Source organism: Glutamicibacter sp. BSL13 (assembly GCF_052928425.1).
This window is the reverse complement of record NZ_JAVGCZ010000004.1, coordinates 32,290-52,995: the sequence shown is the minus strand read 5'-3', so window position 1 is coordinate 52,995 and position 20,706 is coordinate 32,290. Positions and strand designations below refer to the sequence as shown.

Genomic DNA, 20,706 nt, shown 5'->3' with positions numbered 1-20,706 from the left:
GGTAGTTCTCCTCGTGAGAAGGGTGTGAATCAGTACTAGTCGGCCACTTTGGCAGCGGAGGCCGCGGCCTGTTCGGCGTCCAGCATCGACTCGGTGCCGCGCCCGGTAGTGCGGGTGTGTGAGCGGAAAGCTCCACAGAGGATCATGAGCCCGATGACCACGGCCGGAAGAATCCAGCCGGTCCACCCGGAGATGGTCATGCTGGTGGGGTCAAGGAATCCACCGAATGCCAGGAAAAGCACGCCGAAACCGACGCTGGCGTTGAACACTCCATGAGCCAGCGCTGCTGGCCACACCGAATTGCTGTACAGGCGCAGCCAGCCCAGCAGCGCACCGAAGACGATGCACATTCCGGACATGCAGGCGATCGCTACCGGCCCCGAGGAGTACGGGTAGTTGTATCCCAGCAGCAACAGGGGTGCATGCCAGATGCCCCAAACCACCCCGGAGATCAGAATCGCCGGAACGGACCCCAGGCGCAGCAGCCGTGGAAAGAGCCACCCGCGCCACCCGATTTCCTCCCCCAGCGCCGGTAACGCGTTGAGGAATCCTCCCATCACCGCAAAGCCCAGTTGGGTCCAGAGGAATTCGCTCGCGCCAGTGCGTCCGGCCAGAATTCGCACCGTCGTCAGGTGCTCGAAATCCGCCGGGTAGACACCCAGCAGGTCACCGACGAACAACGCCTGGAAGATCAGCGCCAGCGGGATCACGATGGCCAGCAGCACGCCGCAGAGAAAACGGCCCAGGGGACGGACGGGCCACAACCCCACGTTCCTCGCAAAGCCGCGCAGGCGTCGCTGAAAGGCGCTGACAATCACTGCCGCCACGGCCGGAGTCCACATCATGACGACCGCGATCCAGGTGAACTGCGGGTGCTGCAGCCCCGGCCCCAGCCAGAGCGGAAGCGCAACGAGCCAGGCCAGTCCCATGCTAAGAACGACATACCAGAGCACGGGAACAAGCCAGTGTACTTGACGCTGCTTCATTTCATCTCACTTAGACAGGGGCACGAGTTCGATCTTGCACCCAGTCAACCAGATTCGGAAGCAGCAAGGAGCAACGCCGTTGAAACCACGGCGCCAATCCCTGCGCTGTGCGTGCGCGCCGGAGCGCTCGTCCCGCGAAGCGAATGGATTCCATTACTCCCGCCTTCGCGTCGGTAAAGGACGCACGCCTGCCGCGCATGCCAGAGTGCGGCAGGAGCCGCGGCTCTTTCTCGCGACCAACCACTTCGAAAAGTGATTTAGATAACACCAGCGCGAGGAAATTGCGAAGTGGAGCTGTGAGTTGGGTTTGCCGCACCTCAAACATTGCCCAATTGTTGGTCTTCCCGGGAGCCGTCTGTTGATACATCAGCAATTGAGGAGATAAAATCAAAGTACTGTAGATATTTGGAGGTTTCTCTCATGGCCATCGCCGCCAAGCCAGCCAGCCGGTTTACCGGCGAACGCCTGGGCATTAGCCTGGTGTTCTTTTTGGCCGGGCTTTGGTATGCCTCCTGGGTGGGCCGGCTATCGGTCATCGGCGATGTTTTTGACTTCTCCAGCAGTGGGCTCGGCGCATTCCTGGCGTGCCTGACGGCCGGCTCGCTCGTAGGGCTATCGGTCGCCCCGATGCTGATTCGCCGTTTTTCGATCCGGAACCTTTTGCTCTACCTTCCCCTGGCGCTGGCGATCGGCCTGTTGCTCATGGGGCTGTCCATTTCCACCTTCGTCGAACCGATTCTTGCCTACGTCGTGCTGTTGGGCAGCGGAATCATCTTCGGAACTTTGGACGTGGCCATGAACGTCTACGGCGGAGGCGTCGAACGCCGTCAGGGACACAGCATCCTGCCCTCACTACACGGATTTTTCAGTCTTGGAACCCTGCTCGGCGCCGGTGCCGCCACCGCCACTATTAGTCTGCAGTGGCCAAGCCTCTGGCATTTCAGCGTCATCTCGCTGATTATCGCGGCACTGGCGGTCTGGTCCACAACCCTGGTCGCGGATGAGACCCCGACTCCCGCGCCCACGCCGGTCACCGAAGAATCCTGGTCTTCCAATGCGGCAAGCGGAAGATACACGCGATACACGCTGCTGCTGTTGGGGCTGATGGTCGCCGGCCTGAGCTTCACTGAAGGAGCGGCCAACGACTGGCTGGCGGTCGCCACCAATACCGGTCACGGGTTCTCCCACTCCCTCGGCGCACTGGTCTTCACCCTCTTTGTCGCGGCGATGACCCTGGGGCGCTTCACCGGCGGTCAGATCGTGGACCGCCTGGGTTCGGTGCGGGCCCTGCTGCTCATGGGCGGCATCGGGCTGTTCGGCGTGGCGTTGTTCATCGCCGGAGACAGCGCCTGGAGCATCGGGATGGGCGCGCTCTTCTGGGGACTGGGCAGTTCACTGGGCTTCCCGGTGGGAATGTCCATCGCCGCCTCGCATTCCAAGCACCTGGGGCCCCGGGCGGTCAGCATCGTCAGCGGCTTCGGCTACGGGGCGATGCTCAGCGGTCCGCCACTAATCGGGCTGCTCGGTGACCACATCGGCATCCTGCCGGCCCTGTGGCTCCCGGCGCTGGTGATGCTCGGCTCCCTGCTGCTCACCCCAATCGTCGGCAAACCTGCGCGGCGAGAAGCGAAAAAGGTTATACCGGCAGCAGAGCCCGGTCCTTGATGTTGCGCATGACAATGGTGCTGGTCAGCTTCTCCACTCCGGGAAGTTCGACCAGCACGTCGTCATAGAGTTGCTGATAGCTGGGAAGGTCAGCGGCATAAACCCTTAAGAGGAAATCCGGTTCCCCAAAGAGCCGCTGCGCCTCGACGATGAAATCCACTTCCTCCACGGCGGCTTCAAACTGCTTCATCTCCGAACGGTTCTTCAGCGTCACGAAGACCAGCGCCTCAAACCCCAGCCCCACCAACTTCGCGTCGACCACCGCCTGGTAGCCGCTGATAACTCCGCTTCGCTCCAGTTCCCTGATGCGTCGATGACACGGCGCCACGGTGAGGCCAACTTTTTCGGCCAGCGCGGTGGCGCTGAGCCTGCCGTCCCTCTGAAGCTCTGCGAGGATGGCCCGATCCAGCTGATCCATGCTGCTTTTCCTTCCTATGCGCAAATAAATTCTCAATTTCAACCTGCTTCACCTTTTATCTTGCGCTAGGAGCGGGTAAAGGGAGAAACTTCGCAAGCACATTTCGGCGTTTTTTGCCTAGCGTTGAGGCAGAACGACGGAACGGAGAAACTCATGGACCCCTCGCTCCTGGCAGGCTTTGCGCTTGTCTCGCTCACCCTGGCCTGCACCCCGGGAGCCGATTGGGCCTACATCATCTCCTCGGCGATCTCCCGTCGCTCCTTTGTCCCGGCCGTGATCGGCCTGCTGGTGGGGTACCTGTTTCACACCGCACTGGTGGCAGCCGGGATCGCGGCGCTGGTGGCAGGATCCCCGCAACTGCTCAGCTGGCTGACCGCCATCGGGGCGCTTTACCTGTTCTGGCTGGGGATCAGCACCGTGCGCAATTGGAAGTCGGCCGCATTCCATGACGGACCACTGGAGGAAATCGAAGCAGAAGACCGCCTCGACATGGCTGATGCTTTCGCACCGCAGCCAACATCCGGAACCCTGACCATGATTCGCAAACCAAAGTTGCGCCGTGCCACCCCGCGCGCCGATTTTGCCAAGGGCGTGCTGACCAGCGCGACGAACCCCAAGGCCCTATTGCTGTACGTTGCCCTGATCCCGCAGTTCATCACCGAGGCCGCCGCGTGGCCATTGGCGTTGCAGACCACGCTACTGGGACTGCTGCACTTCGCGGTGTCCATTGGCGTGTACTTCGCGGTGGCACTCGGAGCGCGCATCCTGTTGCGCAGTCGGCCGCTGGCCGCCCGTGCCGTGACCGTCCTGAGTGGGCTGATCATGATCTGCCTGTCCATTGGACTGATCTTCGAGCAGATCCTGCTGAAGTAGGCCCGACCGCAGATTTGTTGCAGCATCCGCCTCCAGTAGGCGCCGGGGCTTTCGGTCGACTTGCAGCCATAACGTGACGATTCTTGAACACTGATCAAGACAATTGAACAGTGATCAAGTATGCTCTTGCTTGACGGTTCCACGGAACCGGGCACAGCCGCCGCAGGATCTCAGGAAGAATCGCATGACACAGCCCCGCACCACCCCGATTCCACGCGAACTCCACTTTCAGGGTACGCCGGGGCAGGAACAGCTTTCCGCACTTCCCCAGATCCCGCAGCTGAGCATCGACCACGTGTCCGTGCAGCGGGCAGGCACACTGGTGTTGGATGACATCAACCTGACCCTCAACGAATCTCGCATTGGGGTGATTGGTCCGAACGGCGCGGGCAAGTCCACACTGGTGCGCCTGCTCAACGGCCTGGTTCTGCCCAGCACCGGTACCGTGCGGGTGGGCGAACTGAGCACCACCCGGGACGCGAAGAAGGTGCGACGCGATGTCGGGTTCGTGTTCCAGAACCCGGCCAACCAGATCATCATGCCCCTGGTCGAGGACGATATCGCCTTTGGCCTGAAGAACCTGCGCCTGCCGGCCAGCCAACGCCGCGAACGAGTCAGCGCCACCTTGCATGAACTGGGGATCAGCCACCTGGCGCACCGCGAAAGCCACACGCTCTCCGGGGGTGAACAACAGATGGTGGCGCTGGCCGCCGTCCTGGCCATGGACCCGAAGGTCATCGTCTTCGATGAACCCACCACGATGCTGGATCTGCGCAACCGCCTGCGATTCCAGCGGGAGATCGCGCGGCTGCCGCAACGCTGCCTGGTGGTCACCCACGACCTGGAGCTGCTCGAGGACTTCGACCGGGTGCTCGTGGTCACCGACGGCGGCATCGGCTTCGATGGCCCCCCGTCCGCAGCGGTGCAGTACTACCGCGACTGGAGTGCCCAATGATAACGGCCCACAATGACTCATGGCTTGGCCAGGTGCCGGCCGGAGCGAAGTTCCTGGTGCTGCTTCTGGTGAGTATCGGTCTCTATCTGATCCCCAGCTGGCGCGTCCTGGCGGCCGCCCTGGTAGTGGCGGTACTCCTGATGCTCTCCGCCCGGGTGCCGTTGCGCAGCCTGAGACTGCCGCTAATCACCTTGGTGGTCATCGTGGGGCTGGTCTTTGTGGTGATGGGGCTGCAGACCGACTGGAACCAGGCAGCGGTGGCGGCTCTGCGCCTGCTCACATTATGCGTCTGCGCCTATACGGTCAGTCTCACCACGACGTTCGACCAAATGCTCGAACTGTTCCAGCGCATTGTGGCGCCGCTGCGCCACGTCGGCGCGAATCCGGCGCAGATCGCCCTCGGGTTGGCCCTGGCCATCCGCTTCATCCCCGAACTCAAGCGCATTTACCTCGAAGTACGCGAGGCACAGCACGCCCGCGGACTGGGCAACAACCCGTTGGCCGTCTCGGTCCCACTGGTCATCCGGGCCCTGCGGGTTGCCGATGAGACCGCCGAAGCCCTCGACGCCCGCGGCTATGACAGCGTCGAGGCGGGCCAGCAGGCCCGAACTCGCCCACAACGCCATGCGTAGCCGGCCCGAACCACACCGGCCGGGCCTTGCTCGGCAACCAGAAATTCAGACTCTTCCCATCCACCCTTGATCCAGGAAGCCAACAATGAATCGCACTCCTTCAGTCAGAGACTCCGCCAACCGCAGCTCGGCGCGCCCGTCGAACCTGCCGGAAAACCCTGGCCGTTCCAACGCCACCAGGGACACCGTTCTGGTGGCCGTGTTCGCGGCCCTGATCGCCGCGATGGGCCTGGTACCGCCGATCACCTTGGGTGTGATCCCCGTTCCGATCACACTGCAGACCCTGGGTGTCATGCTTGCCGGAGCCCTGCTGGGCCCCTGGCGCGGCATGCTGGCCAACCTCACCCTGGTGGCATTGGTGGCCGCGGGGCTTCCGCTGTTGGCGGGCGGTCGTGGAGGGCTGGGCGTCTTCGCCGGCCCGACCGGCGGCTACCTGCTGGGCTGGGTTCTCGGTTCGCTGCTGATTGGCCTGTTGTTCAAGTACTGGGTGCTGCGGTGCCACAGCAAGGGCGCACAGCTGGCCGCTGGCCTGGTGTCCACCATCATTGGCGGCATCCTGGTGATCTACGCCTGCGGCATCCCCTGGACCACCATGGTCTCCGGCATCCCGATGGGCACCTCGGCCCTGGGCTCGCTTGGCTTCCTGCCCGGTGACCTCTTCAAGGCCGTCCTGACCACCGTGGTGGCCGTGACCGTGCACCGCAGCTACTCCGGACTGATGAAGTAGCACCCATGGATCTGGCCGCCACCCTTTATCAGCGTGCCCTAACGGCTCCACAACAGCCGGCACTGATCGGCACCGAACGGACGCTGAGCTACGCCCGGCTCTACGCCGCGGCCAGCCGGGGCGCTCACCGGGTGGCGGCCGCCACCGGCAGCAAGATTTCCGAGGACCAGCTCCCGCCCCGGGTGGGCCTGTTGGCCCTCGAACCGCTGCACGCCATCACCGGGTTCTACTCATTGGTGCTGGCGGGGATCAGCGCCGTGGTGCTGGATCCGGCCTGGCCGGAATCCCGCCTGGGGGCCGTGATCCGCCAGCTGGATCTGCGCCACGTGCTGTGTGACGCGGCAGGCGCCCAGGCGCTGCAGCAGGCAGCCGTCCCCGGCCTGATGCGGTTGCCCATTGACTTGTCCGAAGATGAGCCAGCGTCCCTACTGGCCCCACCGCACATCGATGCGGACCGTGAATTGCTGGTCGTCTTCACCTCGGGTACCACCAGCTTGCCCAAGGCGATTTGCCGCACCCGCCACTCCTGGCAGGCCAGCGTCCGGTTGGGCAGCAAGATCCTTCACGCCACCGCCGGAGAAATCAGCCTCATTCCCGGGCCGCTGGCCCATGGACTCAGCCTCTACGCGGTCGTGGAAAGCCTCACCACCGGGGGCACGGCGCTGCTGACCGGACGCTGGATGCCACGGCAGGTACGAGAACTGCTCGAATCCCACCGGTGCACCCGCGTGGTGGCAGTTCCCTCCATCCTGCGCCGGCTACTGGAGCAGTTTGATCCACGGCTGCTGGAGGGCCTGCGCTACGCGATCAGCGGCGGGGAAACCCTGCCCGCGCCCCTGCGCCGCCGGCTGCAGCAGCTGCCCGGCCTCGAGGACGTCGTGGAATACTACGGCACAAGCGAACACAGCCTGATCGCCTACCGCAGCACCACCACGGCGCAGCGTAATGCCTCCACCGGATTCGCCGGCACTCCATTTCCCGGCGTCCAGTTGCACATCGCCGCACCGGATCAAGAGACCGGCGTCGGGGAAATCTACGTACACAGCCCCCTGCTGGCCAGCGGATACCATCCCAGCGGTCAGGAACGCTTCCGCTGGGACGGCAACCGGCTCAGCGTCCGGGACATGGGCCGGTTTACGGACGGGACGCTGTTTGTCCTCGGGCGGGCCGGAGGAATGCTGAACCTGGGTGGCAACAATATCCACCCCAGCGAAATCAGCCAGGCCATGGCCGCCGCACTGGGTCTGGCCCATGTCGAGGTTCTGCTGCATGAGGAGCCCGAAGCGGCTCCCCGGCTGATCGCGGTCATCCACCGAGACGAGCTCTGCCCCACCCTGGATGCGCAGGAAATCCGCGCCCGGCTGGCGGCGGTCCTGCCGAGCTACAAAATCCCGCACGAGCTGCGGTGCGTCGACGTCTGGCCGCTGACCAGCAGCGGCAAGATCGCGGTCGGGCGGCTCCCCGGCGTCTGGTCGCCCGAGGGCGCGGTGCTGCTGCGGGCGCCGGCCAACAACACGGTACGGGCCTAGGTTTGCGGCGCACACGCGCGAAGCCCGCTGGGTCCGCACCTCGTGCAGGAAGGGAAGAAGTTCATGAACCAGGTCTATGTGGTTGCTGCACGGCGTACCCCGATCCTGCGCAGCGCCAGACAGTACTCGCAGGTCGGCGCCGAACGCTTGGCCGCCACCGTGATCGATGCACTGCTACAGGAGACCGGGGTGCCGCCCGGGGAGGTGGATCAGGTGCTGCTGGGCAGCGCGGCCGGGCCCGGGGGCAACATTGCCCGGGTGGCCACCCTGGCCAGCAGCCTCGGCCCCGACGTGCCGGCCACCAGTTTTGACGCCCAATGCGCCAGCGGGCTGGAGGCAATCGCGGCCGGGGCCAGGATGATCGCCTGCGGCGAAGCCCGGGTAGTCATCGCCGGCGGCACCGAAAGCGTCAGCACCGCGCCCTGGAGGCTGAGCAACCCCCACGATCCGATGGAACCGGTCCGTCGCTATTCCCGTGCACGGTTCACTCCCGCCCCGGATCCCGACCCGGGCATGGGGGTTGCGGCAGAAAACATTGCCAGGCGCTATGGGATTTCCCGTGAACGACAAGACCGTTTCGCGCTGCGCAGCCACCATCGGGCGCTGGCGGCCGAACAGGCCGGGCATTTCACCGGCGAGCTGGTTCCGGTTGGCACGCCGCAGGGGGTCGTCACCCGCGATGGCTGCCCCAGAAGCAACCTGAGCATGGAGAAGCTTTCCGCGTTGCGTCCGGCCTTCGTGACTGGGGGCAGCGTGACGGCCGGGAACAGTTGTCCGATCAATGATGGCGCGGCGGCGGTGATGCTGGTCGATGCCGAAACCCTGGGGCGTCTACGAGTGGGTTTTGCGTTGCGGTACCTGGGCGCTGCCGCCGGCGCCTGTGATCCGCAGGTATTGGGAATGGCGGCGGTGCCGGCCTACCGCAATCTGCAGCGGCTGTTGCCGCAGCTGCTGCAGGCCCCGCCCCGGCTGGTGGAGTTCAATGAGGCCTTCGCCGTCCAGGCCCTGGCGTGCCTGGACGAACTGGATGTGGCCGAGGCCTGCGTCAACCTGGAGGGCGGCGCCCTGGCACTGGGACACCCGTATGGGGCCAGCGGCGGGATCCTGGTGTCCCGGCTCTTCTGGCAGGCCCGGCGGCGTGGGCTGCACGGGGCGAATGCCGTGGCGTTGATGGCTGCCGCGGGGGGTACGGGCAGCGCGGTCGCCTTCGAGGCCCTGGCCTTGCAAGGCCCTGCCGCAGCCTAGGACTGCTCCTACGCGCGGGCCGGGAGCTAGATGTTGAAGCCCAGTGCCCGCAATTGCTCTCGTCCCTCATCGGTGATCCGCTGCGCGCTCCAGGGCGGCAGCCAGACCCAGTTCAGGTGGTAGGTGCCGACCAGGTTCCTTAGGATCGAAGCGACCTGTTCCTCGATCACATCGGTCAGCGGGCATTCGGCGGTGGTCAGCGTCATGTCGATTTCCAGTACCCCGCGTTCGCTGAAGCGCAGCCCGTACATCAGGCCCAGATCGATGATGTTGACCCCGAGCTCGGGGTCGATCACGTCCTTCAGCGCCTCGCGGATCTCGGCCATGGGCCGGGCCAACCGGGTGGGGACGCCGTGTTCTGGGGATTCGGACATCAACTGCTCCGCAAACTCATGTGACTAAGGCGAACCTGCATTGATTACGCCACTTGACCATCACGTTATCATCCGGCGTGGCGGTCCCCCAGCAGATGACGCCGCACCGGGTAACTTCCACGCGGCCGCTGCTTGTGGCGGCGCGGCTGCGGCCGGCTGCTGTAACCCGCCGCGTGGGGGTTAACGCCAGCAGGCCGGCACGCCCGCCCGTGGGCGGTGTGCCGGCCTGCTGGACCGTGGTCTGTGACTAGATGTTGAACCCGAGGGCACGCATCTGGTCACGGCCGTCGTCGGTGATCCGTTCCGGACCCCATGGCGGCATCCAGACCCAGTTCAGACGGTGCTCGTCGACTATGCTCTCCAGCGTCGCTGCCACCTGCTCCTCGATCACGTCGGTGAGCGGGCAGGCCGCGGTGGTCAGGGTCATGTCGATCAGAAGCACGCCGTCCTCGGCGTACTTCAGCCCGTAGAGCAGACCCAAATCGACGATATTGACTCCCAGTTCCGGGTCAATAACATCCTTGAGCGCTTCCTCGACATCCTCCAGCGGGGTCGTGGTCGACCCCTCGTGCTGTTCAGTTGATTCGCTCATGGTTTCCACCTAACTAGGCCGTGACCTTCAGGAAACGGTCGTAGCCCTCTTCTTCCAGACGGTCGGCCAGTTCCGGGCCGCCCTGTTCGGCGATCTTGCCGTCAACGAACACGTGCACGTGGTCCGGCTTGATGTAGCGCAGGATGCGGGTGTAGTGGGTGATCAGCAGAACGCCCATCTCGTTCTCGTCCTGGGCACGGTTCACGCCCTCGGAGACAACCTTCAGCGCGTCAACGTCCAGGCCCGAGTCGGTTTCATCCAGCACGGCAAACTTCGGCTTGAACAGTTCCAGCTGCAGGATTTCCACGCGCTTCTTCTCACCGCCGGAGAAGCCTTCGTTGACGTTGCGCTGGGCGAAGTCGGCGTCGATCTTCAGCTTGCCCATGGCTTCCTTGACGTCCTTGGTCCAGGTGCGCAGCTTCGGTGCTTCGCCGTCGATGGCGGTCTTGGCGGTGCGCAGGAAGTTGGTCATGGACACGCCCGGGACCTCGACCGGGTACTGCATGGCCAGGAACAGGCCGGCCTTGGCGCGCTCGTCAACGCTCATCTCCAGCACGTCCTCGCCGTCCAGCATGATCGAGCCGCTGGTGACGTTGTAGCGCGGGTGACCGGCGATGGTGGCGGCCAGGGTGGACTTGCCCGAACCGTTCGGACCCATGATCGCGTGGGTTTCGTTGGTGTTGATCACCAGCGAGACGCCCTTGAGGATTTCCTTCTCGCCCTGCTCGGTGTCGATCGAGACGTGCAGGTCCTTGATTTCCAAAGTAGACATACGTCGTTCCGTTTCTGTGTCTAAAATCTTTCGAATTACCCGGCCAACTAGTTGTTGGTGACGGCCAATTCCTTTTCGATGATGTCGGTCAGGCGCGCTTCAAGTTCCTCATCGCGGATCTGCTGCACGATTTCGTTCAGGAAGCCGCGAACCACCAGGCGGCGGGCGGACTTCTCGTCGATGCCACGGCTCATCAGGTAGAACAGGTGCTCGTCATCGAAGCGTCCGGTGGTCGAGGCGTGCCCGGCACCCTCGATCAGACCGGTCTCGATCTCCAGGTTCGGCACCGAGTCGGCGCGGGTGCCGTCGGTGAGCACCAGGTTGCGGTTGGCTTCGTAGGAGTCGGTCCCCGAGGCCTCCTTGCGGATCAGCACGTCGCCGATCCACACGGTGTGTGCCCCTTCGCCCTGCAGCGCACCCTTGTAGAGCACGTTGGAGGTGCAGTTGGGCAGGTTGTGGTCCACGAACAGGCGGTGCTCCTGGTGCTGGCCGGCGTCTGCGAAGTACAGGCCGTACAGCTCCACCTCACCGTGCTCCCCGGCGAAACGGGCCGAGGGGTTCACGCGCACCAGGTCGCCACCGAAGGAGATGGCGATGTGCTTGAAGTAGGCGTCCTTGGCCACGGCAGCCTGCTGGCTGGAGGCGTGGATCGCGTCATCGTTCCAGGCCTGCAGCGACACGACGGTCAGCTTCGCCCCGGCGCGCACCTCGAACTCGATGTTCTGCGAGAGCACGGCGGAACCGACGTGGTCCAGCACCAGGGTCGCCTCGGAGTTCTCCTGGGCGATCACGATGATGTGCTGGGCGGCGGGGTCCATGGACTCACCGGTGATGGTCAGGTGCGACTTGATGCCCTCGGCGTTGGCCGGGATCGTCAGCACGTGCGCCTCGTTGGCGTACTTCCAGCCGTTGGCCGCCACCCGGTCCTCCGGGGTGGAGACCACGCCGCGCAGCTTGTCGCTGGCCGGCACGGTGGTGATGGTGACCTTCTCGTCGCCGCTGAGCTCAACCTTCGGCGCGGCGCCGGTCAGTTCCTTCTTGTGCAGCCCGCCCAGGCGCTTGAGCGGGGTGAAGCGCCAGTCTTCCTCGCGGCCGGTCAGCGGCGCGAAGTCATCGACGTCGTAGCTGGTCAGCCGACCGGCACGGGAGGAGTCGGGAATGCCGACCCCGCCACCGTGGCTGTGGCCCTTGACCGAGTCGCCGGCCAGCGGCGAGGCAGCCTCGTTCAGCGGCGAGAGGTTCTCGCCCTCTTCGGTGAAACCCGGGATTGAGGGGGCGCCGATGCGGGCCTTCTCGTCCGGAATATGGGTAGTGGTCTCCGACATGCTTAGCCGACCGATCCTTCCATCTGCAGTTCAATGAGGCGGTTCAGTTCCAGTGCGTATTCCATCGGCAGCTCGCGGGCGATCGGCTCGACGAAGCCGCGCACGATCATTGCCATGGCCTCGTCCTCGGCCATGCCGCGGCTCATCAGGTAGAACAGCTGGTCCTCGGATACGCGCGAGACGGTCGCCTCGTGGCCCATGGTGACGTCGTCTTCACGCACGTCAATGTAGGGGTAGGTGTCCGAACGCGAGATCTGGTCAACCAGCAGCGCGTCACACACCACCGAGTTCTTGGTGCCCTTGGCGCCTTCGCGCACCTGCACCAGGCCGCGGTAGGCCGAGCGTCCGCCATTGCGGGCCACCGACTTGGCGACGATCGCGCTGGAGGTGTTCGGGGCGATGTGCACCATCTTCGAACCGGTGTCCTGGTGCTGGCCCTCGCCGGCGAAGGCGATGGACAGGGTCTCGCCCTTGGCGTGCTCGCCGACCAGGTACACGGCCGGGTACTTCATGGTGACCTTGGAGCCGATGTTGCCGTCGACCCACTCCATGGTGGCGCCCTCTTCACAGATGGCGCGCTTGGTGACCAGGTTGTAGACGTTGTTCGACCAGTTCTGGATGGTGGTGTAGCGAACGCGGGCGTTCTTCTTCACGATGATCTCCACCACGGCCGAGTGCAGCGAGTCCGACTGGTAGATCGGCGCGGTGCAGCCCTCGATGTAGTGCACGTAGGAGCCCTCATCGGCGATGATCAGCGTGCGCTCGAACTGGCCCATGTTCTCGGTGTTGATGCGGAAGTAGGCCTGCAGCGGGATTTCGACGTGAACGCCCTTGGGGACGTACACGAACGAGCCGCCGGACCACACGGCCGTGTTCAACGCGGCGAACTTGTTGTCGCCCGCCGGGATCACGGTGCCGAAGTACTCCTGGAAGATTTCCGGGTGTTCCTTCAGTGCGGTGTCGGTGTCCAGGAACACCACGCCCTGCGCTTCCAGGTCCTCACGCAGCTGGTGGTAGACGACCTCGGACTCGTACTGAGCGGCCACACCGGCCACCAGGCGCTGCTTTTCAGCCTCCGGGATGCCCAGCTTGTCGTAGGTGTTCTTGATGTCCTCGGGCAGGTCCTCCCAGCTGGTGGCCTGCTTCTCGGTGGAGCGAACGAAGTACTTGATGTTGTCGAAGTCGATGCCCGACAGGTCCGCGCCCCAGGTGGGCATCGGCTTGCGGTCAAAGTACTTCAACGACTTCAGGCGGCGTTCGAGCATCCATTCCGGCTCGCTCTTCAGGTGCGAGATGTTCTCCACCACGGCCTCGCTGAGGCCACGCTGGGCGCTGGCACCTGCCTCGTCGCTGTCAGCCCAACCGTATTCGTAGTTTCCGATCCCGTGGAGTTCAGGGTTCTTCTCCAGGATCTCGGAAATCACGCCCGGGTCGGCAGACTCATGTGCAATCTGATCCGTCATCGCGGCCTCTCCTGCTTCGTGAACTGAATTCGAGTTCTCTTCTCGGCGCGTCGCGGCGCCTTTTCACGGCCCACGGGGATGTGGGTCGTGCACACGTGACCGCCGCTGGCCAGCGTGGAGAGCCGACGTACATCGACCCCCAGCAGCCGGGCGAACATTTCCGTCTCGGTGTCACAGAACACCGGGAACTCACGTGCCAAGTCTTGGATGGGGCAATGCCCCTGGCACAGCTGCACGCTGTGCATCAACGCCGTGGGCAGCTTGGTGTCCACGGTGCGCGTGTACCCGACAAATCCGTCGGCGTTCAGCAGCTCACCGAGCACCTCGGCCCGCTGCTCCAGGCCTTCGACCCCCTCAAGGGCCTTGGCGTACCGGTCCTCCATGTCCTGGAAGCGGCGGCGGGCGAACCCGCGGATGGCGTCCTCCCCGACCGCGTCGCCCAGGTCCCGCAGGGCCTGGGTGGCGATGTCCAGGTAGTCGTTGCCCAACTTCGCCTGCCCCCGGTGGGAGAGCACGTACCGGCGCGAGGGGCGTCCGGCACCAGACTTCTGGTTTGCGACCAGCTTGACCTCGACCAGCCCGGCCTTGGACAGGGCGTCGAGATGGCGTCGAACGGCTGCCGGGGTGAAACCAAGTTTCTTGCCCAACTCTGCCGCGCTGACCGGGCCGTCTTCCAAGACGGCATACAACACGCGGTCGCGCGTCCGTTCTTCGGTATCCCCAATCGCGCCCACTACCTTTGCCGGCTGATCGCCAACTGAGTTTGCTTTAGATGAATACACAACACAAGCATGACCATATTTAGCGCTAAGGTCTAGTAAGGGAGTGCTTACTAAGGTTAGCCATTGTCGACACCTGCTCGGCACCGGCAATTTTCAACATGACCACGAAATTTATCTTAGCGTGTCTGCCCGAAAACCGCCGTGAGCAAAGCCTCATCGGACCCAACTTCGACCTAGCGTAGAATCGATGGGTGTCTTCCGATTCCCCCAGTCTCATCATCAGTGAGCTGTGCAAGGACCTTGGACCGGTGCCGGCGCTGAATAACCGGATGCTCCGGGTCCTGCACTCCGTCTCACTCAAGGCCCACCCCGGACAGGTGACCACCCTGCTTGGCTCCAACGGCGCCGGGAAGTCCACCACCCTCAGCTGTGCCCAGGGCCTGCTGCGCCCGGACAGCGGAAGCATCCAGCTGCTGGGGCAGGATCCCTACGGGGACAAGCCCGAACTGCGCTCCCGGGTGGGGGTGATGCTCCAGGATGGCGGGCTGCCCCCGTCGATGCGCCCGATCCCGCTGCTGCGCCACGTCGCTTCGCTTTACCGCAACCCCATCGACCTGGATGCGCTGATCAAACGGCTGGACATCGAATCCTTCGCCTCGCGCACCATCCGCCGGCTTTCTGGCGGACAGAAGCAGCGCGTCGCGCTGGCCGCGGCACTGGCCGGGGACCCGGAAGTCGTCTTCCTCGACGAGCCCAGCGCCGGGCTGGACCCGCAGTCGCGCCAGGTGGTGTTCGACCTGATCGGCGACCTGCGCGATGCGGGCAAGGCCATCATCCTGACCACCCACCTGATGGATGACGCCCAGAAGCTCAGCGACTACGTGTACATCATCGACCGTGGGCGCACCGTCGCCCAGGGGACGGTCAGCGAACTGACCACCCTGGCCGCCGCCGAACAGCAGACCCGCCCGGTCTCCTTCGGGGCCGGAGCCGGCCTGGCGCTGCCGGTTACCGTGCCCGCCGGACTGCACCTGAGCGAAACGGCCCCGGGCGAATACCGCCTGGACGGGGTCCGCTCCCCCGAACACCTGCTGTGGCTGACCACCTGGTGGGCCGAGGCCGGCATTCTGCCCCACCACCTGAGCCTGCAGGCCCGCAGCCTGGAGGACGTGTTCCTGGAGATCGCCCAGAAGGAGCCCGATAACGCATGAGCGCACCGACCGAGCTTCCCCGGCACCAGAGCGTGCCCAACAATGCGGTCTCCCCGTTGCGGCGCATCGCCCTGCAGGGCAAGTACGAGACCCTCGTGATGCTCAGCAACGGTGAACAGCTGGTGCTGGCCATCGTGATGCCGCTGATCGCCTTGTTCGCCCTGACCTTCACCAACCTCATCGACGGGGTGGCCGAACGCAACATCGACGCCGCCGTGCCCGGGGTGCTGGCCCTGTGCGTGGTGTCCACCGCGTTCACCGGGCAGGGCATCGGCACCGGGTTCGACCGGCGCTACGGGGTGCTGCGGATGTTCTCCACCACCCCGCTGGGGCGCACCGGGCTGATCTTCGGCAAGGTCGTGGCCGTATTGACCGTCCTGGCCATCCAGCTGGTGCTGATCGGGGCCTGCGCGCTGCTGCTGGGCTGGGAACCACGCCTGGTCGGCATCCTGCCCTCCCTGCTCTTCCTGCTGTTGGGCGCCGGCTGCTTTACCGCCCTGGGTCTGCTGATCGCCGGGACCGTACGGCCCGAGGCGACGCTGGCCATCACCAACCTGGCCTGGATCCTGCTGGCCGGCGTCGGCGGGGTGCTCTTCCCGACCTCCATGGCCCCGGCCTGGATCCACCCCATCCTCAACGCCCTGCCCTCCGCGGCATTGGGCGATTCGCTGCGCGCGGCGCTCATCGACGGCGTCTTCCACTTCCCGGCAGGCCTGCTGCTGGTGGTGTGGACCGTCGTGGGCTCATTCGCGGCCGTCAAGCTGTTCAAATGGAACTAACCGCCACACCAATCCGAGGGAGAAGTTAATGTCTTCGTCCGTTGCCCCGTCCACGAGCTGGGCGGACAGGCTGCCCACCAAGGTCACCAAGACCGTGCACGGCTTGGCGATCGCCTCGCTGGTCTCCCAGGTGGGCATCATCATCAGTGGCGGCGCCGTGCGCCTGACCAAGTCCGGGCTGGGTTGCTCCCAGTGGCCGAACTGCATGCCCGGCACCATGACCCCGGTCCCGGAAATGGGCATCCACGGTTTCATTGAGTTCGGCAACCGCCTGCTGACCTTCGTGCTGATGGCCATCGCCCTGGCCTTCCTGGTGGCCATCTGGAGGATGCGCTCCACCCACCGTTCGCTGTTCGTGATCGGCTGGGTCCTGCTCATCGGCATCCCCTTCCAGGGGGTCATCGGCGGCATCACCGTCTGGTCCGGGCTGAACCCGTGGGTGGTGTCCCTGCACTTCCTGCTGTCCATGGCCCTGGTCATGCTGGCCACCGTACTGGTCAACCGCACCGGCCGCGAATACAAGCACACCCCCGCCCCGGTGCAGGACAAGACCATCGCCCAGGTCTCCTGGGTGGCCTGGATCGCGTCCATGCTGGCCATCATCTTCGGCACCGTGGTCACCGGCACCGGTCCGCACGCCGGGGACGCCTCGGCCCCCCGCCACCTGTTCGACCCGCTGACCGTGACCCGCATGCACACCGCCCCGGTGTACCTGCTGATCGGCGCGACCATTGTCCTGCTGGTGCTGGCGGCCAAGCGCAAGGCCGGCCCGGAATTCACCCACGGGCTGTACTGGCTGGTCGGCGTGCTGCTCCTGCAGGCCGCGATCGGGTACATCCAGCACTTCACCGGACTGCCGATCGTGCTGGTCATCCTGCACATGCTGGGCAGTGCGCTGCTGGGCATCGCCACCACCAACGTGTGGGACCGTGCGGTGCGCCTGCCCAAGTACGAGGTGCCGCAGCACAACGTCCCGCAGCTCTAACTGGCCCCAAGACGGCCCCAGGCCGTCCCACCGTGGCGCCCAGCGACCCGGTGTCGGAACCCAATTCGCTCCGACACCGGGTCGCTGTTCTTTGTCCAGCATGACGCGCTTCCGGTGGCACTTCACTGCCCGAAACCCTGGTGCGGAGCCGCACACAGCCGGGGACGCTCGATACCCGGGGCGAAGCTGCTGCACCCCTGCTTTCGGTCGGTGGATGGCCCTGGAAGCTAGGACTGCTCCCCGCCGGCCTCCGGCACCCGAAGCGCGCTGCGCAGGGGCAGGCGCAGCAGTCCGTACAGCCCTATCGCCAGGATGACCCCACCGCCGACCCACAGGGCGGCGACCAGGATTCCGGCATCAACAACCGCCACCCCCAGTACCAGCAGACCATAGGCCAGGGTGACCCAGTGGGCTGCACGGAAGTTCGCGGCATAACCCGCGGCAAGCAGCACACTAAAGACAGCCCAGAGCAGCAATGGGACCTGGGCCGCACCGAAGCTTCCCACCATCAAGCCGGCGAGGACCAGCACCACCGGCACCACCAACAGCAGTGCCCCGAGAATGCGCATCACCAGGGCTTCCGCCCGGGGTGCTGTCACCGTGCTGGCATATCCAATGACGGCGCCCATCCAGGCGGTGATCGCCATGGGCACCAGGAACAGGCCCGCGTCGAAGGGCCCGGTGAACACCAGCACGCTCAACAAGGCCGCGATGAGCATCATCAGCCACCGCCGCGCACCATCCGGCACCAGCACCACCCCAGCGCAGGCCAACGCCGGGAGCAGGGTCAACACGGCAGCGCCCGGACCATAGGCGTCGACCAGGGAGGATAACCTCCCCTGCGGCACGCTGGTCGCCTCCGGGCTCAGCCCCTCGGGATTGCGCAGGAAAAAGCTCACCACCACCGCGGCCAGAACGCCCAGGGCGACGGTGACACCCCACAGCACCGTTGCCGGGTTGCGCACGCCGCCCCGGGCGCGTGGATCCAGTTCGCTGCGGCTTGCCTCGGCGACGAGCCTGGGCTCACCCAATGCCGCCAGGATCCGTTCCGGATCACGCCCCTGGGCCAGGGCCTCGTCAATATGGTCCCGCACGTCCTGCAGAATCGATTCCCTCTCAGGTCGTGTTACGTCGGCCAAGGCACCCTTGAGCCGGCGCAAATACCGCTGGGTCGCACGATCGGTGGAAATGCTAGACATGATGCCCTCCCAAGAGCCCGTCAACCTGCTGCTGAATCCCCCGCCACACCTCGCGAAAGCTGGCCAGTTGATGTTGGCCGTGCTCGGTGATGGCATAGTACTTCCGCGAACGGGTGCCATCTCCGGCCTCCCAGCGTGCATCGACGCTGCCAGCCTGCTTCATGCGCGCCAAAAGGGGGTACAAACTTCCTTCGCTGGCCGAAAGCTCGCGTTCCATGAGCTCGTTTGCGATCTCCAGGCCGTACATTTCGCGTTGATCGAGCAAGGCGAGCACACAGTACTCCAGCACGCCCTTGCGCAGGTTGGTTGCCATTTTCTCCACTGCCCGATCCATAAGTTGAAGATACCTTGCACCACAAGACTTGTACAGCAAGAGTCACCCAGGGGCCGAACTTACGGGTTGGACGAGAACACAAAAAGCCCCCGGCGAATGCACCGGGGGCTGAAGTGTGGGGTTCTAGCCGAACAGCGGGCTGCCGACGAACGGGTCGATGGCCAGGGCAAGGAACACGATCGACAGGTAGGTGATGGAGATGTGGAAGACCTTCATCGCCTTGCGGTTCATCTCAGCGGGCTTGTGCTCGCGCTGGGCTTCGCGGTAGAGCACGTGCGACTCGTAAACGAACCAGAGACCGGCCCCGCCGGCCAGGGCGGTGTACACGATGCCGGCGTAGCCCATGGGCACTAGCAGCATCGAGCAGACGAAGGTGGCCCAGGCGTAGAGCACGACCTGCACGGAGACGCGCCGAGCGTTGGCGATCGCGCCAAACATCGGCACCGAGGCCGCGTTGTAGTCATCGGCGTACTTCATGGACAGCGGCCAGTAATGCGGCGGGGTCCACAGGAAGATCACCACGAACAGGATGAAGGCCGGCCATTCCAGGGTGTTGGTGACCGCGGCCCAGGCGATCAGCACCGGCATGCATCCGGCGATGCCGCCCCACACGATGTTCTGGGTCGTGCGGCGCTTGAGGATCAGCGTATAGAGCACCACGTAGAACAGGATGGCCAGCAGCCCCAGTGCCGTGGTCAGCGGGTTGGTGCCGAACCAGAAGATCGCCAGAGAGGTAATGGCCAGCACCCAGGAGAAGATCAGCGCTTCGCGCGGAGTCACATCTCCGGTCACCAGCGGGCGGCCCTTGGTACGCTTCATCAGCCGGTCCATGTCCCGGTCGAAATAGCAGTTGAAGGCGCCCGAGGCTCCAGCAGCCAATGCGCCGCCAATCAGGGTCGAAGCCATCAGCCACACCGAGGGGAACCCGCCGTAGGCGAAGATCATCGTGGGCAGGGTGGTGACCAGAAGCAACTCAATGACGCGCGGCTTGGTCAATGCCACGTAGGCACTGGCCTTGCGCTTGATGAATTCGCCGGTGGTCTCATCGAGCTGACGCGAGGCCTGGGGGCTCGGCGCATCGGCGACACTAAGAGACTTCAATTAAACGCACTCAGTTCTTCACGGGTACAAGACAGACGTCCTTATTCTACGCGTAATAGAAGACTTAGGGTAGTTGAGTTGGGTCATATCCGGCCTACTCCGGCGTGATTCCAGCCATCTCCCGCACTAAATCGCAACGCGGCAACACCTTCGGAACTGATTGCGCGCTACCACCCCTCGTTGAGCATCGATGCCCGCCGCCCGAATTCATCGCGATCATGAGAAGTGGACGACGGGTGGATTATCCCTACTTCCCAAACTCCTGCCGGGACCATTTGTCTCACTCACCCTGCAAGCCTTTGACAAGAGTGACACTTTGTGGATCACCAGATATACAAAAGCAGCGGTTTGTGGCTGGTAAGCGGAACTGCACTTGGAGCAGGCCATGGCGATCGAGACGTGGCAGGTCATGGCGAATACCTCCAAGGTGCGGTGCCGGCCATTTCCGTCGGCAGCCCCAGAGATCGGAAGGCACGCCTTAGCCTGGTGCACGTCCAACCAACCCGGGCTGCACCCAACGACCTTCCGATAGACAGAAAAGCCGACAGTGGATTGCAGGAGCTGAAATGAAGGATCCCGGCGGAGGGCTCCATCAATGGGGGCATTCACCATGAGGAGCGTGGACCCTCAGGCCCACAGCCTCGGGTCTTCGGGGCCGACCGAAGTGACGATCTTCAGTATCCCTGCGGGCATCGATCTGTTCGGTTGTCACCCTAACTGGAAACCGCTGAAACCTCCGGTGCAGTTGCCTCATTTCATAGGGCCCACGCCATCGGCAACGGTTCACTATTCGCGAGGAACGTCGTACGGACCATCGAA

21 protein-coding genes are annotated in these 20,706 nt (G+C 64.5%); 10 read left to right on the top strand and 11 right to left on the bottom strand.

Features of this window, described 5'->3' with window-relative positions; all coding sequences use genetic code 11:
• Nucleotides 1–35: 35 nt before the first annotated feature.
• Nucleotides 36–929 carry a CPBP family intramembrane glutamic endopeptidase gene (locus RCJ92_RS01365; protein ID WP_446753543.1) on the bottom strand — a complete coding sequence of 298 codons (894 nt, stop codon included), beginning with the start codon at nt 927–929 and terminating at the stop codon, nt 36–38.
• Between the two features lie 477 nt (nt 930–1,406).
• Between RCJ92_RS01365 and RCJ92_RS01360 the strand changes: the two genes are divergently transcribed.
• Entirely contained in the window at nt 1,407–2,651 is a 1,245-nt protein-coding gene (locus RCJ92_RS01360) for an MFS transporter (protein ID WP_446753542.1), read from the top strand.
• Here RCJ92_RS01360 and RCJ92_RS01355 read toward each other — a convergent pair.
• Nucleotides 2,623–3,069, bottom strand: a complete 447-nt coding sequence (locus tag RCJ92_RS01355; protein ID WP_054820708.1) for an Lrp/AsnC family transcriptional regulator — start codon at nt 3,067–3,069, stop codon at nt 2,623–2,625. The genes RCJ92_RS01360 and RCJ92_RS01355 overlap by 29 nt on opposite strands.
• Before the next feature lie 153 nt (nt 3,070–3,222).
• On the opposite strand from RCJ92_RS01355, the gene RCJ92_RS01350 reads away from it, so the two are divergent.
• The 6 genes from RCJ92_RS01350 to RCJ92_RS01325 all read left to right on the top strand — a co-directional run bounded on the left by RCJ92_RS01350 (nt 3,223) and on the right by RCJ92_RS01325 (nt 9,030).
• A complete protein-coding gene (locus tag RCJ92_RS01350) occupies nt 3,223–3,942 on the top strand; it encodes a LysE family translocator (RefSeq protein ID WP_446753541.1) in 720 nt (239 codons plus the stop codon).
• Between the two features lie 184 nt (nt 3,943–4,126).
• A complete protein-coding gene (locus RCJ92_RS01345; protein WP_421013748.1) occupies nt 4,127–4,897 on the top strand; it encodes an energy-coupling factor ABC transporter ATP-binding protein in 771 nt (256 codons plus the stop codon).
• Nucleotides 4,894–5,529, top strand: coding sequence for an energy-coupling factor transporter transmembrane component T family protein (locus RCJ92_RS01340; RefSeq protein ID WP_446753540.1), 636 nt, complete (start codon nt 4,894–4,896; stop codon nt 5,527–5,529). The genes RCJ92_RS01345 and RCJ92_RS01340 overlap by 4 nt, the downstream gene beginning before the upstream one ends.
• An 85-nt stretch (nt 5,530–5,614) precedes the next feature.
• On the top strand, nt 5,615–6,256 hold the full coding sequence (locus tag RCJ92_RS01335) for a biotin transporter BioY (RefSeq protein WP_446753539.1): 642 nt from the start codon (nt 5,615–5,617) through the stop codon (nt 6,254–6,256).
• A gap of 5 nt (nt 6,257–6,261) precedes the next feature.
• Nucleotides 6,262–7,785 carry a class I adenylate-forming enzyme family protein gene (locus RCJ92_RS01330; protein WP_446753538.1) on the top strand — a complete coding sequence of 508 codons (1,524 nt, stop codon included), beginning with the start codon at nt 6,262–6,264 and terminating at the stop codon, nt 7,783–7,785.
• 63 nt (nt 7,786–7,848) lie between these two features.
• Nucleotides 7,849–9,030, top strand: a complete 1,182-nt coding sequence (locus RCJ92_RS01325; RefSeq protein ID WP_446753537.1) for a thiolase family protein — start codon at nt 7,849–7,851, stop codon at nt 9,028–9,030.
• Between the two features lie 26 nt (nt 9,031–9,056).
• Here the strand turns inward: RCJ92_RS01325 and RCJ92_RS01320 are convergent, their stop codons facing one another.
• The 6 genes from RCJ92_RS01320 to RCJ92_RS01295 form a co-directional block, all read right to left on the bottom strand.
• Nucleotides 9,057–9,404 carry a metal-sulfur cluster assembly factor gene (locus RCJ92_RS01320; protein ID WP_446753536.1) on the bottom strand — a complete coding sequence of 116 codons (348 nt, stop codon included), beginning with the start codon at nt 9,402–9,404 and terminating at the stop codon, nt 9,057–9,059.
• A gap of 247 nt (nt 9,405–9,651) precedes the next feature.
• Nucleotides 9,652–9,996 carry a metal-sulfur cluster assembly factor gene (locus tag RCJ92_RS01315; protein ID WP_138177766.1) on the bottom strand — a complete coding sequence of 115 codons (345 nt, stop codon included), beginning with the start codon at nt 9,994–9,996 and terminating at the stop codon, nt 9,652–9,654.
• Between the two features lie 13 nt (nt 9,997–10,009).
• Nucleotides 10,010–10,768, bottom strand: coding sequence for a Fe-S cluster assembly ATPase SufC (gene sufC / locus RCJ92_RS01310; protein ID WP_054820772.1), 759 nt, complete (start codon nt 10,766–10,768; stop codon nt 10,010–10,012).
• 47 nt (nt 10,769–10,815) lie between these two features.
• Nucleotides 10,816–12,093: a Fe-S cluster assembly protein SufD gene (gene sufD, locus RCJ92_RS01305; RefSeq protein WP_446753535.1), complete on the bottom strand. Its 1,278-nt coding sequence runs from the start codon at nt 12,091–12,093 to the stop codon at nt 10,816–10,818.
• A gap of 2 nt (nt 12,094–12,095) precedes the next feature.
• Nucleotides 12,096–13,556 carry a Fe-S cluster assembly protein SufB gene (gene sufB, locus RCJ92_RS01300; protein ID WP_138177770.1) on the bottom strand — a complete coding sequence of 487 codons (1,461 nt, stop codon included), beginning with the start codon at nt 13,554–13,556 and terminating at the stop codon, nt 12,096–12,098.
• On the bottom strand, nt 13,553–14,338 hold the full coding sequence (locus RCJ92_RS01295) for a helix-turn-helix transcriptional regulator (RefSeq protein ID WP_446753534.1): 786 nt from the start codon (nt 14,336–14,338) through the stop codon (nt 13,553–13,555). Before RCJ92_RS01295 ends, sufB begins: the two co-directional genes overlap by 4 nt.
• 191 nt (nt 14,339–14,529) lie before the next feature.
• On the opposite strand from RCJ92_RS01295, the gene RCJ92_RS01290 reads away from it, so the two are divergent.
• The 3 genes from RCJ92_RS01290 to RCJ92_RS01280 are packed head-to-tail and all read left to right on the top strand — an operon-like array spanning nt 14,530 to nt 17,253.
• Entirely contained in the window at nt 14,530–15,489 is a 960-nt protein-coding gene (locus RCJ92_RS01290) for an ABC transporter ATP-binding protein (RefSeq protein WP_446753533.1), read from the top strand.
• On the top strand, nt 15,486–16,268 hold the full coding sequence (locus RCJ92_RS01285) for an ABC transporter permease (protein ID WP_138926350.1): 783 nt from the start codon (nt 15,486–15,488) through the stop codon (nt 16,266–16,268). Before RCJ92_RS01290 ends, RCJ92_RS01285 begins: the two co-directional genes overlap by 4 nt.
• A 28-nt stretch (nt 16,269–16,296) precedes the next feature.
• On the top strand, nt 16,297–17,253 hold the full coding sequence (locus RCJ92_RS01280; RefSeq protein ID WP_446753532.1) for a COX15/CtaA family protein: 957 nt from the start codon (nt 16,297–16,299) through the stop codon (nt 17,251–17,253).
• A 227-nt stretch (nt 17,254–17,480) separates the two neighbouring features.
• Here RCJ92_RS01280 and RCJ92_RS01275 read toward each other — a convergent pair whose 3' ends face one another.
• The 3 genes from RCJ92_RS01275 to RCJ92_RS01265 all read right to left on the bottom strand — a co-directional run bounded on the left by RCJ92_RS01275 (nt 17,481) and on the right by RCJ92_RS01265 (nt 19,812).
• Nucleotides 17,481–18,452, bottom strand: a complete 972-nt coding sequence (locus RCJ92_RS01275) for an HAAS signaling domain-containing protein (RefSeq protein ID WP_446753531.1) — start codon at nt 18,450–18,452, stop codon at nt 17,481–17,483.
• Nucleotides 18,445–18,765, bottom strand: coding sequence for a PadR family transcriptional regulator (locus RCJ92_RS01270; protein WP_360028622.1), 321 nt, complete (start codon nt 18,763–18,765; stop codon nt 18,445–18,447). The genes RCJ92_RS01275 and RCJ92_RS01270 overlap by 8 nt, the downstream gene beginning before the upstream one ends.
• 144 nt (nt 18,766–18,909) lie before the next feature.
• Nucleotides 18,910–19,812, bottom strand: coding sequence for a heme o synthase (locus tag RCJ92_RS01265; protein ID WP_246049874.1), 903 nt, complete (start codon nt 19,810–19,812; stop codon nt 18,910–18,912).
• Nucleotides 19,813–20,706: the final 894 nt, after the last annotated feature.